This window comes from Ectopseudomonas alcaliphila (assembly GCF_900101755.1).
GTDB lineage: Bacteria > Pseudomonadota > Gammaproteobacteria > Pseudomonadales > Pseudomonadaceae > Aquipseudomonas > Aquipseudomonas alcaliphila.
On sequence record NZ_FNAE01000003.1, the window covers coordinates 411,664 to 426,869 of the forward strand.

14 protein-coding genes are annotated in these 15,206 nt (G+C 60.9%); 6 read left to right on the forward strand and 8 right to left on the reverse strand.

Features of this window, described 5'->3' with window-relative positions:
- The first annotated feature begins 42 nt into the window (after nucleotides 1-42).
- On the forward strand, nucleotides 43-1,041 hold the full coding sequence (locus BLR77_RS13630; protein WP_074678607.1) for a glutathione S-transferase family protein: 999 nt from the start codon (nucleotides 43-45) through the stop codon (nucleotides 1,039-1,041).
- Nucleotides 1,042-1,095: 54 nt separating this feature from the next.
- On the opposite strand, the gene cysG is transcribed toward BLR77_RS13630, so the two are convergent.
- The 6 genes from cysG to ftsK form a co-directional block, all read right to left on the reverse strand.
- On the reverse strand, nucleotides 1,096-2,484 hold the full coding sequence (cysG, locus tag BLR77_RS13635; protein WP_074678609.1) for a siroheme synthase CysG: 1,389 nt from the start codon (nucleotides 2,482-2,484) through the stop codon (nucleotides 1,096-1,098).
- Nucleotides 2,485-2,663: 179 nt separating this feature from the next.
- On the reverse strand, nucleotides 2,664-3,944 hold the full coding sequence (gene serS, locus BLR77_RS13640; protein ID WP_074678611.1) for a serine--tRNA ligase: 1,281 nt from the start codon (nucleotides 3,942-3,944) through the stop codon (nucleotides 2,664-2,666).
- A gap of 78 nt (nucleotides 3,945-4,022) precedes the next feature.
- Nucleotides 4,023-4,403: a fluoride efflux transporter CrcB gene (gene crcB, locus BLR77_RS13645; protein ID WP_074678613.1), complete on the reverse strand. Its 381-nt coding sequence runs from the start codon at nucleotides 4,401-4,403 to the stop codon at nucleotides 4,023-4,025.
- Nucleotides 4,403-5,725, reverse strand: coding sequence for a replication-associated recombination protein A (locus BLR77_RS13650; protein WP_074678615.1), 1,323 nt, complete (start codon nucleotides 5,723-5,725; stop codon nucleotides 4,403-4,405). Before BLR77_RS13650 ends, crcB begins: the two co-directional genes overlap by 1 nt.
- 3 nt (nucleotides 5,726-5,728) lie before the next feature.
- Nucleotides 5,729-6,355, reverse strand: coding sequence for an outer membrane lipoprotein periplasmic chaperone LolA (gene lolA / locus BLR77_RS13655; RefSeq protein ID WP_017677060.1), 627 nt, complete (start codon nucleotides 6,353-6,355; stop codon nucleotides 5,729-5,731).
- A 125-nt stretch (nucleotides 6,356-6,480) separates the two neighbouring features.
- Entirely contained in the window at nucleotides 6,481-8,886 is a 2,406-nt protein-coding gene (gene ftsK, locus BLR77_RS13660) for a DNA translocase FtsK (protein WP_394328055.1), read from the reverse strand.
- A gap of 193 nt (nucleotides 8,887-9,079) precedes the next feature.
- Between ftsK and trxB the strand changes: the two genes are divergently transcribed.
- The 4 genes from trxB (at nucleotide 9,080) to infA (ending at nucleotide 11,884) form a co-directional block, all read left to right on the forward strand.
- Nucleotides 9,080-10,030: a thioredoxin-disulfide reductase gene (trxB, locus tag BLR77_RS13665; RefSeq protein WP_074678619.1), complete on the forward strand. Its 951-nt coding sequence runs from the start codon at nucleotides 9,080-9,082 to the stop codon at nucleotides 10,028-10,030.
- A gap of 55 nt (nucleotides 10,031-10,085) precedes the next feature.
- Nucleotides 10,086-10,766 carry a leucyl/phenylalanyl-tRNA--protein transferase gene (gene aat, locus BLR77_RS13670; RefSeq protein WP_074678621.1) on the forward strand — a complete coding sequence of 227 codons (681 nt, stop codon included), beginning with the start codon at nucleotides 10,086-10,088 and terminating at the stop codon, nucleotides 10,764-10,766.
- A 54-nt stretch (nucleotides 10,767-10,820) separates the two neighbouring features.
- Nucleotides 10,821-11,528, forward strand: coding sequence for an arginyltransferase (locus tag BLR77_RS13675; RefSeq protein WP_074678623.1), 708 nt, complete (start codon nucleotides 10,821-10,823; stop codon nucleotides 11,526-11,528).
- 137 nt (nucleotides 11,529-11,665) lie between these two features.
- A complete protein-coding gene (gene infA / locus BLR77_RS13680) occupies nucleotides 11,666-11,884 on the forward strand; it encodes a translation initiation factor IF-1 (RefSeq protein WP_002553999.1) in 219 nt (72 codons plus the stop codon).
- A 94-nt stretch (nucleotides 11,885-11,978) separates the two neighbouring features.
- On the opposite strand, the gene clpA is transcribed toward infA, so the two are convergent.
- Both clpA and clpS read right to left on the reverse strand, forming a co-directional pair.
- A complete protein-coding gene (gene clpA / locus BLR77_RS13685) occupies nucleotides 11,979-14,249 on the reverse strand; it encodes an ATP-dependent Clp protease ATP-binding subunit ClpA (protein ID WP_074678625.1) in 2,271 nt (756 codons plus the stop codon).
- A 29-nt stretch (nucleotides 14,250-14,278) separates the two neighbouring features.
- Nucleotides 14,279-14,641 (reverse strand): ATP-dependent Clp protease adapter ClpS, encoded by a 363-nt coding sequence (gene clpS, locus BLR77_RS13690; RefSeq protein ID WP_003460431.1) that lies wholly within the window; start codon nucleotides 14,639-14,641, stop codon nucleotides 14,279-14,281.
- Between the two features lie 231 nt (nucleotides 14,642-14,872).
- Here clpS and cspD point away from each other — a divergent pair, with 231 nt between their 5' ends.
- Entirely contained in the window at nucleotides 14,873-15,142 is a 270-nt protein-coding gene (gene cspD / locus BLR77_RS13695; RefSeq protein ID WP_072424088.1) for a cold shock domain-containing protein CspD, read from the forward strand.
- The last annotated feature ends 64 nt before the right edge of the window (nucleotides 15,143-15,206 follow it).

Consider the following 15,206-nt stretch of genomic DNA (forward strand, 5'->3'; position numbering starts at 1 on the left):
TAGCGTTAGACTCCAGATTCATTCAGAACGGAGGCAAGTGCTATGGGCTTGTTGATCGATGGACGCTGGCACGACCAGTGGTACAACACCGGCAACAGTGGCCGCTTCCAGCGCGAAAGCGCACAACGGCGCAACTGGGTGACCGCCGACGGCAGCGCCGGTCCAAGTGGAGATGCGGGCTTCAAAGCTGAAGCCGGGCGTTATCACCTGTACGTCTCGCTGGCCTGCCCCTGGGCTCATCGCACCCTGATTCTGCGCAAACTCAAAGGCCTCGAATCGTTGATCGACGTATCCGTGGTGAGCTGGCTGATGCGTGAACAGGGCTGGACGTTCGACCGCAACTTCGGCTCCAGCGGTGACTCCCTCGATAACCTCAGCTACATGCATCAGCGCTACACCGCCGATGACAGCCACTACAGCGGCCGGGTCACCGTACCCGCACTGTGGGACAAGCAGACCGGCGGCATCGTCAGCAACGAGTCGGCGGAGATCATCCGCATGTTCAACAGCGCATTCGACGGCCTGACCGGCAACGGCCTGGACTTCTATCCCGAGCCGCTGCGCGAACGTATCGACGAGCTCAACGAGCGCATCTACCCGGCGGTGAACAACGGTGTTTATCGCGCAGGCTTCGCCACCACTCAGGAAGCCTACGAAGAGGCCTTTGACGAGCTGTTTGCCATGCTCGATGAATTGGAAGCGCTTCTGGGCGAGAACCGCTACCTGGCCGGCGAATACCTGACCGAGGCGGACATTCGCCTATTCACTACGCTGATTCGCTTCGATGCCGTCTACCATGGGCATTTCAAGTGCAATCTGCAGCGTATCGAGGACTACCCGAACCTGCCCAACTGGCTGCGCGAGCTGTATCAGTGGCCGGGTATCGCCGAGACCGTGGACTTCACCCACATCAAATCGCATTACTACGCCAGCCACACCACCATCAACCCTACCGGTGTGGTTCCCAAAGGGCCGCAGCAGGATTTCACTCGCGCACATGATCGCCAGCGCCTGCCAAGCAAAGGCGTATTTCAGCGTTAAAGTGACGGCAGATGATGACTGAAGCCTCGATGGCGAGGCTTCAGTCGTAAAGCGTCAGATGCCGCCCTGAGCGCCTTCGAACCAGGCCAGCTTGTCACGCAGAGTGACCACTTCCCCGACTATGACCAGCGTGGGCGCGTGCACGTCGTGCTCGGCCACCAGTTGCGGCAAGGTTTCCAGGGTGCCGGTAAACACCCGCTGGTTCTGCGTGGTGCCCTGCTGCACCAAAGCCGCAGGCGTGGCGCCTGAACGGCCGTGAGCAATCAGCTGCTCACAGATACCCGGTAGGCCGACCAAGCCCATGTAGAACACCAGGGTTTGCCCTGGCGCTACCAGATCCTGCCACGGCAGGTTGCTGCTGCCGTCCTTGAGGTGACCGGTGACGAACCGCACCGACTGCGCATGATCGCGGTGGGTCAGCGGAATGCCCGCGTAAGCCGCGCAACCGGAGGCAGCGGTGATCCCCGGCACCACCTGAAACGGAATATCTTCTGCCGCCAGTTGCTCGATCTCCTCACCACCACGGCCGAAGATGAACGGATCGCCACCTTTCAGGCGCAGCACACGCTTACCCTGACGGGCCAGATCGATCAGCAACTGGTTGATCTGCTCCTGCGGCACGGCATGATCGGCGCGGCGCTTGCCGACATAGATGCGCTCGGCATCACGACGACACAGCTCGATGATGGCAGGCGCTACCAGGCGGTCGTACAGCACGACGTCGGCCTGCTGCATCAAGCGCAGGGCGCGAAAGGTCAGCAGATCCGGGTCACCGGGTCCGGCACCGACCAGATACACCTCACCCAGCGCGCGCGGCGCGGCACCGGCAATGCGCTCTTCCAACAGGCGCTCGCCCTCTTCCGGCTTGCCGGCAAACACGCTCTCGGCGATCTGCCCCTGGAAGACGTCCTCCCAGAACACGCGGCGCTGCTGCACATCGGGAAACAGCTGCTTGACCCGCTCCCGGAAGCGCTTGCCCAGATTGGCCAATTGGCCGTAGGTGGCCGGAATCCAGGTTTCGATCTTGGCGCGGATCAGCCGCGCCAGCACCGGCGCATCGCCGCCACTGCTGACCGCCACAATCAGGGGTGAGCGATCGACGATGGCCGGGAAGATCACGCTGCACAGCGCCGGCGCATCCACCACGTTGACGGGAATGCCCAACGCCTGGGCCTCGGCGGAAATCTGCGCATTGAGCGGCACGTCATCGGTCGCGGCAATGACCAGGGCAACGCCCTGCAAGTCGCTGCTCGCGTAGCCGCGCAGGAAGATGCCGTCAGGGCCGGCCAGCTCCTGCAACTCGCTACGAATCTGCGGAGCGACAACTCGCAAAACAGCACCGGCATCGCTCAGCAGGCGCGCCTTGCGCAGCGCGACTTCACCACCGCCAATCACCAGTACCGGGCGACCCTGCAGCTTGTGGAACAGCGGAAGGAATTGCATGAATCAGCCTCGCAAGAGGTGGGAAAGCGAACGGTTGGCTCGTAGGGTGCGCCACGCACCATCTATCGACGTCGATGCTGGTGCGCACGGCGCACCCTACGCGTGGCGATCATCGCCAGGCCTGCCGCCTAAAAAACGGGGCGGCCATTGCCACCCCGTATTATGCAAATGATCGCGGCTTAGCCGATCACTTCGATGCCGCCCATATAGGGCTTCAGCACCTCAGGCACACGAATGCTGCCGTCGGCCTGCTGGTAGTTTTCCAACACTGCAACCAGGGTACGACCGACCGCCAGGCCGGAGCCGTTGAGCGTATGCAGCAGCTCCGGCTTGCCGGTTTCCGGGTTGCGGTAGCGCGCCTGCATGCGACGCGCCTGGAAGTCGCCGCAGTTGGAGCAGGAGGAAATCTCGCGGTATTTGTCCTGGCTCGGCACCCACACTTCCAGGTCGTAGGTCTTCACCGCGGAGAAGCCCATGTCACCGGTGCACAGGGCCAGTTTGCGATACGGCAGCTCCAGCAGTTGCAGCACACGCTCGGCGTTGGCGGTCATGCCTTCCAGCGCCTCGAAGGACTTGGACGGCTCGACGATCTGCACCATCTCGACCTTGTCGAACTGGTGCTGGCGGATCATCCCGCGTGTATCGCGACCCGAGGCGCCGGCCTCGCTGCGAAAGCATGGCGTGTGGGCGACGAACTTCAGCGGCAGCTGTTTGGCGTCGAGGATTTCGCCAGCGACGATATTGGTCAGCGACACTTCGGCAGTCGGAATCAGGTACAGGTCGGCCTGATCTTCACGGCCAATCTTGAACAGGTCTTCTTCGAATTTCGGCAGCTGACCGGTGCCCTGCAGCGCCGGGGCCTGTACCAGATACGGCGTGTAGGCCTCTTCGTAACCGTGCTCGCCGGTGTGCAGATTGATCATGAACTGCGCCAGGGCGCGATGCAGACGGGCGATTGGGCCACGCAGCAGAGCAAAACGCGCCCCGGACAGCTTGGCGGCGGTCTCGAAGTCCAGCCAGCCGTGTTGCTCGCCCAGAGCCACGTGGTCCTTGATGTCGAAATCGAAGCTGCGTGGCGTGCCCCAGCGCGCCACCTCGACGTTGCCGTCTTCGTCGGCACCGAGCGGCACGGATTCGTGCGGCAGATTGGGGATGTTCAGCAGCAGGTTGTCCAGCTCGCTCTGGATGGCGTCCAGCTCACGCTTGCCAGCCTCCAGGTCGCTGCCCATCTGGTCGACTTCTGCCAACAGCGGCGCGATATCTTCGCCGCGGGCCTTGGCCTGGCCGATGGACTTGGAACGGCTGTTACGCTCGGCCTGCAGTTGCTCGGTGCGCACCTGCACCGACTTGCGCTGACTCTCCAGGGCCTCGAAACGGGCGACGTCGAGAGCGAAGCCGCGAGTAGCGAGGCGCTCGGCGATTTCGGTGAGTTGCGTGCGGACGAGTTTGGAATCGAGCATGTTTGGGTCTCAATACAACGGCGAAATGGTTGTCACCAGCAGTCTGGCGCGGGTTGTGAAGTGTAAAGCCTTAGCGGGTCAGGATGCCAATCGGGCCAGGCTCAAACCGACCCAGGCCGCCAGCAGGCCGCCGATGATGCTGAACGCCAGGTAACCGAGGGCTTCAGGGGCGCGACCACCTTCCACCAGTTTCATGATTTCCAGGCTGAAGGATGAAAAGGTGGTGAAACCGCCCAGCACACCCGTGATCAGCCCGGTGCGCAGCTCCAGTGGCAGGTCGGTACGCGTGAGAAACAGACCGGACAGCAAGCCAATCAGCAGGCACCCGATGATGTTTACCGCAAAGGTGCCCAGGTAGAAATGCCGGGGCCAGTTGCCCGCTACCCAGTTGGCAACCAGAAAGCGCATAACCGAACCAGCCGCGCCGCCCACGGCAACGGCAAGCGCCACACGAATCATCATTTTCTCCTTTGCCTTGGACTGCTGGCGTCCAGATTGCGCAAATGTTGCAGCTTGTCGCGGATCTTCAGCTCCAGACCGCGAGGCACAGGATCGTAATACTGACGCGGTTGCAGATTCTCCGGAAAATAATCCTCACCAGCGGCGTAAGCATCCGGCTCATCATGGGCGTAGCGGTATTCATCGCCGTAACCGAGTTGCTTCATCAGTTTGGTCGGCGCGTTGCGCAGGTGCAGCGGCACTTCCTGCGAACCCTGCTCAGCGGCATCGCGCATGGCAGCCTTGAAGGCCGTGTACACCGCGTTGCTCTTCGGTGCGCAGGCCAGATAGACGATGGCCTGCGCGACGGCCAACTCGCCTTCCGGACTGCCCAGCCGTTCTTGCACGTCCCAGGCATTGAGGCACAAGGTCAGCGCGCGCGGATCGGCGTTGCCGATGTCCTCGCTGGCCATGCGCACCACACGGCGGGCGATGTACAGCGGGTCGCAGCCACCGTCGAGCATGCGCGCATACCAGTACATTGCGCCGTCCGGGCTGGAGCCGCGCACTGACTTGTGCAACGCGGAGATCTGGTCGTAGAAAGCCTCGCCACCCTTGTCGAAGCGACGCCGGCTATCGCCCAGCAGGTTCTGCAGCAACTCCATGCCGATCTCGCCATTGTCCTCGGCCAGATCGGCGGCGTTCTCGAGAAAGTTGAGCAAGCGCCGGCCGTCGCCATCGGCAGCGGCCAGAAGAATCTGAAAGGCCTCGTCTGGCAGGCTGAGATGGCGTTCGCCCAGGCCTTTCGGGTCGCTCAACGCACGATTGACCAGCTTGCGCATCGCGGCCTCGTCGAGGCTCTTGAGAACATAGACACGCGCACGCGACAGCAGCGCATTATTCAGTTCGAACGAAGGATTCTCGGTGGTGGCACCTATGAAGATCAGTGTGCCGTCTTCCACATAGGGCAAAAAGGCATCCTGTTGACTCTTGTTGAAGCGGTGCACTTCGTCGACAAAGAGAATGGTGCGACGGCCGTACTGAGCCGCGTGCTGCTGGGCGACCTCGACTGCCTGACGAATTTCCTTGACCCCGGAGAGCACGGCGGAGATGGTTTCGAAATGCGCGTCGGTGACCTTGGCCAGCAGGCGCGCCAGGGTGGTCTTGCCTACGCCGGGCGGCCCCCAAAAGATCATCGAGTGCAAAGCGCCCTGCTCCAGCGCCTCGCGCAACGGCTTGCCCGGTGCCAGTACATGCTCCTGGCCGACGTACTCGTCCAGGCTAGTAGCACGCAAACGCGCAGCCAGGGGCTGCGCGACGGGTTGGCGGCCGAACAGATCCACGCCTTACTCCTGGATGACGTCAGCGCCTTCCGGAATGTCGAAGGTGAACAGGTGGTCTTCGACCGGCTCGTTCATCTTCACATTGAGGAAAAGGATGTTGGTGCGCTGGCCGATACTGTCGATCAGTTGCATGTCGTTGAGCACGCGGTTGCGGAAGGACAGTCGCAGGCTGTCGAACAAGCTGTCCTTGGCCTTGGGCTTGAGGATGAAGTCGACCACGCTACCGCCTTCTTTGTAGTCGATCTCGAAGTTTTCGCGGATCTGCGAGACATCGCCGGATAGCAACAACGCCGGGGTGTGGGTCAAGCGCTGATCGAGCGTCTGAATGGTGACCTGCTCCAGGTCCGGATCGTAAAGCCAGACCTTCTCGCCATTTGAAACCAGCAGTTGCTCCATGGGCTGATCGGTGTGCCAACGGAACATGCCCGGACGCTTGAGTGCCAGTTGCCCTGCGGTTTCCTGCAGCTGAGTGCCGCTGGCGTCGAGGGTCAGCTGAGAGAAACGCGCACTGATAGTTTGCGCCTGGCTGAGCAATTCGCTCAAACGCTTAGTGGCCGCCTCTTCATCAGCCTGGGCGGTCAGCAGGGTAAAGCTCAAAGCAGCCAGCATCAGCAGGCGAATAACACGCATATAAACCCCTTGAGTCCGTATGAGAATGGCGAGGCGACTGCGTACCTCGCACTGATCGGCAGCACCTTGGCTGCCGTGAATCCTGTAGACCGCGAATTCAGCGGTTTATCCACGAGGCGTAACACTCAGTCGCGAGATGAACCGGGTGCAAGCACCTCGCGAGATCCGTTGGTATTCATCGAGCTGACCACGCCAGCCATTTCCATCGCCTCGATCATCCGCGCGGCACGGTTGTAGCCGATCTTCAGCTTGCGCTGTACGGCGGAAATGGAAGCGCGACGGCTTTCCAGCACGAAGTTGACCGCTTCGTCGTACAACGGGTCTTCCTCGCTGCCCTCGCCGCCTTCACCACTGCCACCTTCGAAGCTGCCGCCACCCTCTTCGGAGCCGGCGAGAATGTCTTCGTTGTAATCCGGCGCACCGCGCAGCTTCCAGGCTTCGACCACACGATGCACTTCGTCGTCCGAGACGAAGGCGCCGTGAACACGAATGGGCAAGCTGGTGCCCGGCGGCATGTAGAGCATGTCACCGTGGCCGAGCAACTGTTCGGCCCCACCCTGGTCGATGATGGTGCGCGAGTCGATCTTGCTCGACACCTGGAACGCCATACGGGTCGGGATATTGGCCTTGATCAGACCCGTGATCACGTCAACGGACGGGCGCTGGGTGGCGAGAATCAGGTGAATACCCGCCGCACGCGCCTTCTGGGCGATACGGGCAATCAGCTCTTCGACCTTCTTGCCGACGATCATCATCATATCGGCGAATTCGTCGACCACCACGACGATGGTCGGCAGAGGTTTGAGCAGCGGTGCTTCGTCGTCCATGCTTTCGCGGCGGAACAGCGGATCAGTCAACGGCTCACCGGCCTCGATGGCGTCCTTGACCTTGCGGTTGAAGCCCGCCAGGTTGCGCACGCCCATCTTCGACATCAGCTTGTAGCGGCGCTCCATCTCGGCAACGCTCCAACGCAGGGCGTTGGCCGCTTCCTTCATATCGGTGACGACCGGGCAAAGCAGGTGCGGAATGCCTTCGTAGATCGACAACTCGAGCATTTTCGGGTCGATCATGATCAGTTTGGCGTCTTCCGGGCTCGACTTGAACAGAATCGACAGAATCATCGCATTCACGCCCACCGACTTACCGGAACCGGTGGTACCAGCCACCAGTAGGTGCGGCATCTTGGCCAGATCGGTGATCACCGGTTTACCGCCGATGTCGTGCCCCAGCGCCAGAGTGACTGGCGACTTGGCATCGTCATATTCGGGCGTCGACAGCACTTCGGAGAAGCGCACGATCTGACGGTTCTCGTTGGGAATCTCGATACCGACAGTGGTCTTGCCCGGAATGACCTCCACGACCCGCACGCTGGTCACCGCCAGCGAACGCGCCAGGTCCTTGGCCAGGTTGGCAATGCGGCTGACCTTGACCCCGGCGGCTGGCTGGATTTCGTAGCGCGTGATCACCGGCCCCGGATGGATCGAGTCCACCGCGACCTCGACACCGAACTCCTTGAGCTTGATTTCCAGGAGGTGGCCGACGCCCTTGAGCGACTCAGGCGAGTACTCGACCTTCTTGGCTTCCGCTGGATCGAGCAGAGAAATCGGCGGCAAGGTGCCTTCCACCGCGCTGTCGACGAACAGTGGCGCCTGCTTTTCCTTCTGCACACGCTTGCTCGGCTCTGGCGCCTTGGCCACTGGCGGCGGCGCAATTACCGGCGCTGGACGCTTCTCGCGCTCGCTCATGTGCTTGCTCAGCGACTCTTCGCGTTCAAGCAGGCGCTCCTTGACCTTGGCCTGCTCACGACGATCCGACACCACTGGCGCAGCCACCTCGGTGACCCGTTCGTCCAGCTCGCGCAGCTGAATCTTCATCTGTTTGCGCTCGCTACGGGCATTCCACCAGCCAGTGATGGCGCTATGAATCAGCTCGATCAGGTCGAGGGTGATCTTGCCGGTCAGATCCATCACGCGGAACCAGGACAGGTCGGTGAATACGGTCAACCCGAACAGGAACAGCGCCAGGAATAACAGCGTACTGCCCTGTACGTTCAGCGCATGCACGGCCAGATCGCCCAGGCTGGCACCGAGCATGCCGCCACCGGAGCCCTGCATGCCAGCGGCCGCTGCAAAATGAATATCGCCAAGCGCAGCACCGGAAAGAATCAGGAAGACCAGGCCGATGCTGTGCCAGGAAAACAGCCAGCCGTTCCAGTGCCAGGGTTGATTGCGGGTGCGAAACACCTGCCAGGTCTTGGCGGCCAGCAGGAGCGGGAAGATGTAGGCGAAGTAACCCAGCGCGCCGAACAGTGCGCTGGAGAGCCAGGCGCCAATGCTGCCGCCGGCGTTGATGATGCGCTCGACCTGCACACTGTTGTCCCAGGCCGGGTCGGCGACGTTATAGGTCAACAGTGCCATCAGCAGGTACAGGCACAGAGCGCCCAGGGCGATCAATGCGCCTTCCTTCAGTCGATACTGAAGCTTCTGACGCCAGTCGGTAATCTGGGTGGTGGAATTCTTCAAAACAGCCATTTCCTGCGCCCTTGGCGCGTCCATCTGATGGTTAACCGCGAAGCGGCCTATTGTAGGGCCAGCCTGACGCCCAGGCCAATTGCCAAGCTCCCGCACCCACCCCGCTTCGGTGTAGCATAGCCGCCAGCAGCTTCCATGCGGCTCAATTGGAGCACGCATTCTCTTTTGTGACAAAGGCTTATGGGGTTTTTTTATGAGCGAAGTCAAGCATTCCCGCCTGATCATCCTGGGTTCCGGCCCTGCCGGTTACAGCGCCGCCGTTTATGCTGCGCGCGCCAATCTCAAGCCCGTGGTCATCACCGGCATCCAGCCTGGCGGTCAGCTCACCACCACCACCGAAGTGGACAACTGGCCGGGTGACGTCGAAGGCCTCACCGGCCCGGCGCTGATGGAGCGCATGCAGAAGCACGCAGAACGCTTCGACACCGAGATCATCTACGACCACATCCATACCGCCGAGTTGCAGAGCCGCCCCTTCGTGCTCAAGGGCGACAGTGGCACCTATAGCTGCGATGCCCTGATCATCGCTACCGGCGCCAGCGCGCAGTACCTTGGCCTGCCGTCGGAAGAGGCCTTCTCCGGCAAAGGCGTCTCCGCCTGCGCCACCTGCGATGGCTTCTTCTATCGCAACCAGGTGGTCGCCGTGATCGGTGGCGGCAACACCGCCGTGGAAGAGGCGCTGTACCTGTCGAACATCGCCAAGGAAGTGCACCTGGTGCACCGTCGCGACAAACTGCGCTCGGAGAAGATCCTGCAGGACAAACTGTTCGACAAGGTCGAGAACGGTAACATGCGCCTGCACTGGAACCACACCCTGGACGAAGTGCTGGGCGACCAGACCGGCGTGACCGGTATGCGCCTGAAAAGCACCCTGGACGGCAGCACCAAGGAGCTGGATCTGGCTGGCGTGTTCATTGCAATCGGCCACAAGCCCAACACCGAGCTGTTCGTCGGCCAGTTGGACATGCATGACGGCTACCTGAAGATCAAGGGCGGCAGCGAAGGCAATGCCACTGCCACCAGCATCGAAGGTGTGTTCGCCGCCGGTGACGTAGCCGACCACATCTACCGCCAGGCCATCACCTCAGCAGGCGCAGGCTGCATGGCCGCGCTGGATGTCGAGAAATTTCTCGACGGCAATTGATGGACAAGGGCGAGCACCACCACTCGCCCTCCCCTCCTCTGCTGGACAAGCGCACATGCTGACCTGGCTGCAACGTGACTCACTGCAGTTTCCGCCACTGGCAAAAGCCATGCATGAACCCAACGGCCTGCTGGCTGCTGGCGGCGACCTGAGCGCCGACCGCCTGGTCAGTGCCTATCGCCACGGCTGCTTTCCCTGGTTTCAGGATGGCCAGCCGATTCTCTGGTGGTCGCCCGATCCGCGCACGGTACTGTTCCCTGATGAGCTGCATGTTTCCCGCAGCCTGACCAAACTGCTGCGCCAGCAGCGTTATCGCGTCACCTTCGACGAGGACTTTGCCGCCGTCATACAGGCCTGCGCCGAGCCACGCGCTTATGCCGATGGGACCTGGATTACCCGCGGCATGCAGGAAGCCTACCTGCAGCTGCATGAACGCGGCATCGCCCATTCCATTGAAGTCTGGCACGGGGACGAACTGGTCGGCGGGCTCTACGGCCTGGCGATGGGACAGCTGTTTTTTGGCGAATCGATGTTCAGTCGCGCCGACAATGCCTCCAAAGTCGGTTTCGCCACACTGGTCGGCAAGCTGCGCGACTGGGGCTTCGTCCTCATCGATTGCCAGATGCCCACGCAGCACTTGCACAGCTTCGGCGCCAGAGCCATACCGCGCACCAGCTTCGCCGAATACCTGCAGCGCCATCTCGATCTGCCCAACGGAGCAGATTGGCTCGCCTAGTCGAGCGCCTCAGCCTGGCATACACTCTTTAGCAGGCTTTCCCGAGACATCGCCATGACCGAGCTGGCCCGCCTGAAGTTCTACGCCACTCAACCACATCCATGCAGCTATCTGCCGGAGGAGCAGGCCACCACCCTGTTTCTCGATCCCAGTCAGCCCATGGATGTATTGGTCTACGCAGAACTTTCAGAAATGGGCTTTCGCCGCAGCGGCGACCACCTCTACCGCCCACATTGCCAGCAATGCACCGCCTGCATCCCTGCCCGCATTCCGGCTGCGCGCTTCACGCCGAACCGCCAGCAACGGCGCATTCTCAAGCGCAATGAAGACATCGTCGTCCGTTGCGTGCGCCCGGCGTTCACTGAAGAGTATTACGCGCTCTATGTGCGTTACATCGAGCAACGTCACGCCGACGGCGACATGTATCCACCGAGTCGCGACCAGTTCTCGACCTTTCTGATTCGCGACCTGCCATTCTCACGCTTCTACGAGTTTCGCCTACAGGGCAGATTGGTCGCCATTGCGGTCACCGACGTTCTACCAAACGGCCTGTCAGCGGTTTATACCTTCTATGACCCCACCGAAGAACGCCGCAGCCTGGGGCGATTCGCCATCCTCTGGCAAATCGGCGAAGCCGAGCGCCTGGGACTGGAGGCCGTCTATCTCGGCTACTGGATCAAAAACTGTCGAAAAATGAACTACAAGACCCAGTACCGCCCGATCGAACTCTTCGTCAATCAGCGCTGGACACTGCTTACCTAGCTCCTCTGCCAGCCACCCGGCAAGCTCGACAATCCAAGCCACTTGGCGCAGCACCCTGTTTTCGGGCACAATGCACGCCGCTTTTGCCTGGCGCCAGTTGCACCGGGCCATTTCCTGGATACCGAGGGCTTTACTGCATGTCGAAAGAAGACAGCTTCGAAATGGAAGGCACTGTCGTCGACACCCTGCCCAACACCATGTTCCGCGTGGAGTTGGAAAACGGGCACGTCGTTACCGCGCACATCTCCGGCAAGATGCGCAAGAACTACATCCGCATTCTCACTGGTGACAAGGTGCGCGTTGAGCTGACACCTTATGACTTGAGCAAGGGCCGCATCACCTACCGCGCCCGTTAAGCCAAGCACCAAACGAAAACGCCCGGCATATGCCGGGCGTTTTCGTTGATTCACCGAAAGCCATCAAGGCTTTCAGTGACCTGAGGCCATTCGATCAGGCGACCTCTGCCGCCGTCTCGAACTCGAAGCTGGGCTCACCATCCTTGACGTCGATGTGTACCACACCGCCATGCTCGGCCAGTTCGCCAAAGAGGATCTCCTCTGCCAGCGGACGCTTGATCTTGTCCTGAATCAAACGCGCCATCGGCCGCGCGCCCATCATCACATCGTAACCACGCTCGGCCAGCCAGCCGCGCGCCGCATCACTGACTTCCAGCGTGACACGCTTGTCCTCCAGCTGTGCCTGCAGTTCGGTGAGGAACTTGTCGACAATGCTCTTGATGGTCTCGTGACTCAGGCGGCCGAACTGGATGATGGTATCCAGGCGGTTGCGGAACTCCGGCGTGAAGCTCTTCTTGATGACTTCCATGGCATCGGTGGAGTGATCCTGCTGGGTGAAGCCGATCGACGCACGCGAGGCGGTTTCCGCACCGGCGTTGGTGGTCATGATCAGGATCACATTGCGGAAGTCCGCCTTGCGCCCGTTGTTGTCAGTCAGCGTGCCGTGGTCCATGACCTGCAACAGCAGATTGAAGACTTCCGGGTGCGCTTTCTCGATTTCATCGAGCAGCAATACGCAGTGCGGCTGCTTGGTGATCGCCTCGGTCAGCAGGCCACCCTGATCGAAACCGACGTAACCGGGCGGCGCACCGATCAGGCGCGACACGGTGTGGCGCTCCATGTACTCGGACATGTCGAAACGCACCAGCTCGATACCCATGGCCTTGGCCAACTGCCGTGCGGCCTCGGTCTTGCCGACACCAGTAGGACCGGCGAACAGGAAGGAGCCGACCGGCTTGTCCGGCGCCTTGAGGCCTGCACGCGACAGCTTGATCGCGGTTGCCAGCGAGTCGATGGCGGCGTCCTGACCGAATACCGTGAGTTTCAGATCGCGCTCCAGATTACGCAGCAGCTCCTTGTCGGAACTGGACACGTGCTTCGGCGGAATCCGCGCGATCTTGGCCACGATGTCCTCGACCTGCGCCACCTCGATACGCGCCACACGCTTTTCTTCCGGTTGCAGGCGCTGGTAAGCCCCCGCCTCGTCGATCACGTCGATAGCCTTGTCCGGCATGTGGCGATCGTTGATGTAGCGCGCAGCCAACTCGGCCGCTGCACGCAGGGCTTCGTCGCTGTATTCGATGTGATGGTGCTGCTCGAAGCGCGCCTTGAGCCCCCTGAGGATACCCACGGTATCCTCCACGGAAGGCTCGACCACGTCGACTTTCTGGAAGCGCCGCGCCAGCGCGCGGTCCTTCTCGAAGATGCCGCGAAATTCCTGGAAGGTGGTCGAACCTATGCAGCGAATCTCACCGGACGACAGCATCGGCTTGAGTAGGTTGGATGCATCCATCACCCCGCCTGACGCCGCACCGGCACCAATGATGGTGTGGATCTCGTCGATGAAGAGGATGGCATGCGGCCTTTTGCGCAGCTCGTTGAGCAGCGCCTTGAAGCGCTTCTCGAAGTCACCACGGTACTTGGTACCCGCCAGCAGCGCACCGAGATCCAGCGAATACACCACGCTATCAGCCAGCAGGTCAGGTACCTGCTCGTCGACGATGCGCTTGGCCAGGCCTTCAGCGATTGCTGTCTTGCCAACACCGGCCTCACCTACCAACAGTGGGTTGTTCTTGCGCCGGCGAGCGAGAATCTGCGCAACACGCTCGACCTCATGCTCGCGACCGACCAGTGGATCGATACGCCCCTGACGAGCCAACTCATTGAGGTTGCTGGCGTAGGCATCCAGCGGATTGCCAGAGGCGGAGGACTCGCCGCCCTCATCATCCTGCATGTCCTGATCATTTTCGTGCTGATCGCCATGCCCAGGCACCTTGGAGATACCGTGGGCGATGTAGTTGACCACATCGATACGGGCCACGCTCTGCTGCTTGAGCAGGAAAACGGCCTGGCTTTCCTGCTCGCTGAAGATCGCGACAAGCACGTTGGCGCCGGTCACTTCACGCTTGCCGGAGCTCTGCACATGGAATACCGCACGCTGCAGGACGCGCTGAAAGCCAAGCGTTGGCTGCGTTTCGCGGTCTTCATCATGCTGAGGAATCAGCGGCGTGGTGGAGTCGATGAACTCCTGCAAATCATGGCGCAGCTTGTCGAGGTTGGCCCCACAGGCCCTTAAAACGCTGGCCGCCGCTTCATTATCCAGCAAGGCGAGCAGCAGATGCTCGACCGTCATGAATTCATGACGCTTGGCACGGGCCTCCTTGAAAGCCAGATTGAGGGTGACTTCGAGCTCTCGATTCAACATAGCTTCACCTCATACCCAAGTGGCCGGCGTTAACCGTCCTTCTCTATTTCACAGAGTAGCGGATGCTGGCTCTCTCGCGCGTACTGGTTGACCTGCATTGCCTTGGTCTCCGCAATATCACGGGTGTACACACCGCACACCGCACGCCCTTCTGTATGGACGGCCAGCATGATCTTGGTCGCCAGCTCCCGGTTCATGCCGAAAAACGTTTCGAGCACTTCGACGACGAAATCCATCGGGGTGTAGTCGTCATTGAATAAGACCACCTTGTACATCGGTGGTGCCTGCAATGCTGGCTTGGATTCCTGAACAGCAATACCAGAGGAGTCATCCTCATGCTCTGCCGGGTGATCCTGATTGAATGTTAGTCGAATCTGGCTACTTGCATGCATGCTGAAATCAGAGGTTCAAGGCCGGGCGAACGGGGATGCTAGAGGGAGTTTGACTGAGTTCTCAGCCATCCGCCGTATAGCCTTGACTAACGGCAAAAGGGTGTTACAACAAATGAATACCCACTGGTGGGTATCAGGGATTCCACGCCTTCGCCCAGCCTGGTCGGTTATCGCGTGGAATCGAAGTGGATGATACTCCAGAGATGGAGTCCTTTGCAGAGGGATATCAGCATGCTCAGCGGTAAGGTCAAGTGGTTCAACAACGCCAAAGGCTATGGATTCATCCTGGCCGACGGCCGAGATGAGGACCTGTTCGCCCACTACTCGGCTATCCAGATGGACGGTTACAAGACATTAAAGGCCGGCCAGCCGGTCCGCTTCGAGATCGTGCAAGGCCCCAAAGGACTGCATGCCATCAATATCAGCGCGGTTACCGCCAACCAGGACGCCCCCGTGGCCGTACCCCAGGCGCAAAATATCGCGAGCACTGTCGAAGTCTGAGTCTCCTGCAGCCACAAAAACGCCGAGAGCGTTTTTGCGCGCAAGCCCCGAAGGGGCGAAGCAC

Bases quoted from the DNA above. Each gene is read 5' to 3' on its own strand.
- cspD (WP_072424088.1), top strand. From the start codon at position 14,873: ATGCTCAGCGGTAAGGTCAAGTGGTTCAACAACGCCAAAGGCTATGGA.
- ftsK (WP_394328055.1), bottom strand. From the start codon at position 8,886: ATGGCTGTTTTGAAGAATTCCACCACCCAGATTACCGACTGGCGTCAG.
- lolA (WP_017677060.1), bottom strand. From the start codon at position 6,355: ATGCGTGTTATTCGCCTGCTGATGCTGGCTGCTTTGAGCTTTACCCTG.
- trxB (WP_074678619.1), top strand. From the start codon at position 9,080: ATGAGCGAAGTCAAGCATTCCCGCCTGATCATCCTGGGTTCCGGCCCT.
- aat (WP_074678621.1), top strand. From the start codon at position 10,086: ATGCTGACCTGGCTGCAACGTGACTCACTGCAGTTTCCGCCACTGGCA.
- clpA (WP_074678625.1), bottom strand. From the start codon at position 14,249: ATGTTGAATCGAGAGCTCGAAGTCACCCTCAATCTGGCTTTCAAGGAG.
- BLR77_RS13675 (WP_074678623.1), top strand. From the start codon at position 10,821: ATGACCGAGCTGGCCCGCCTGAAGTTCTACGCCACTCAACCACATCCA.
- infA (WP_002553999.1), top strand. From the start codon at position 11,666: ATGTCGAAAGAAGACAGCTTCGAAATGGAAGGCACTGTCGTCGACACC.
- serS (WP_074678611.1), bottom strand. From the start codon at position 3,944: ATGCTCGATTCCAAACTCGTCCGCACGCAACTCACCGAAATCGCCGAG.
- BLR77_RS13630 (WP_074678607.1), top strand. From the start codon at position 43: ATGGGCTTGTTGATCGATGGACGCTGGCACGACCAGTGGTACAACACC.
- clpS (WP_003460431.1), bottom strand. From the start codon at position 14,641: ATGCATGCAAGTAGCCAGATTCGACTAACATTCAATCAGGATCACCCG.
- cysG (WP_074678609.1), bottom strand. From the start codon at position 2,484: ATGCAATTCCTTCCGCTGTTCCACAAGCTGCAGGGTCGCCCGGTACTG.
- crcB (WP_074678613.1), bottom strand. From the start codon at position 4,403: ATGATTCGTGTGGCGCTTGCCGTTGCCGTGGGCGGCGCGGCTGGTTCG.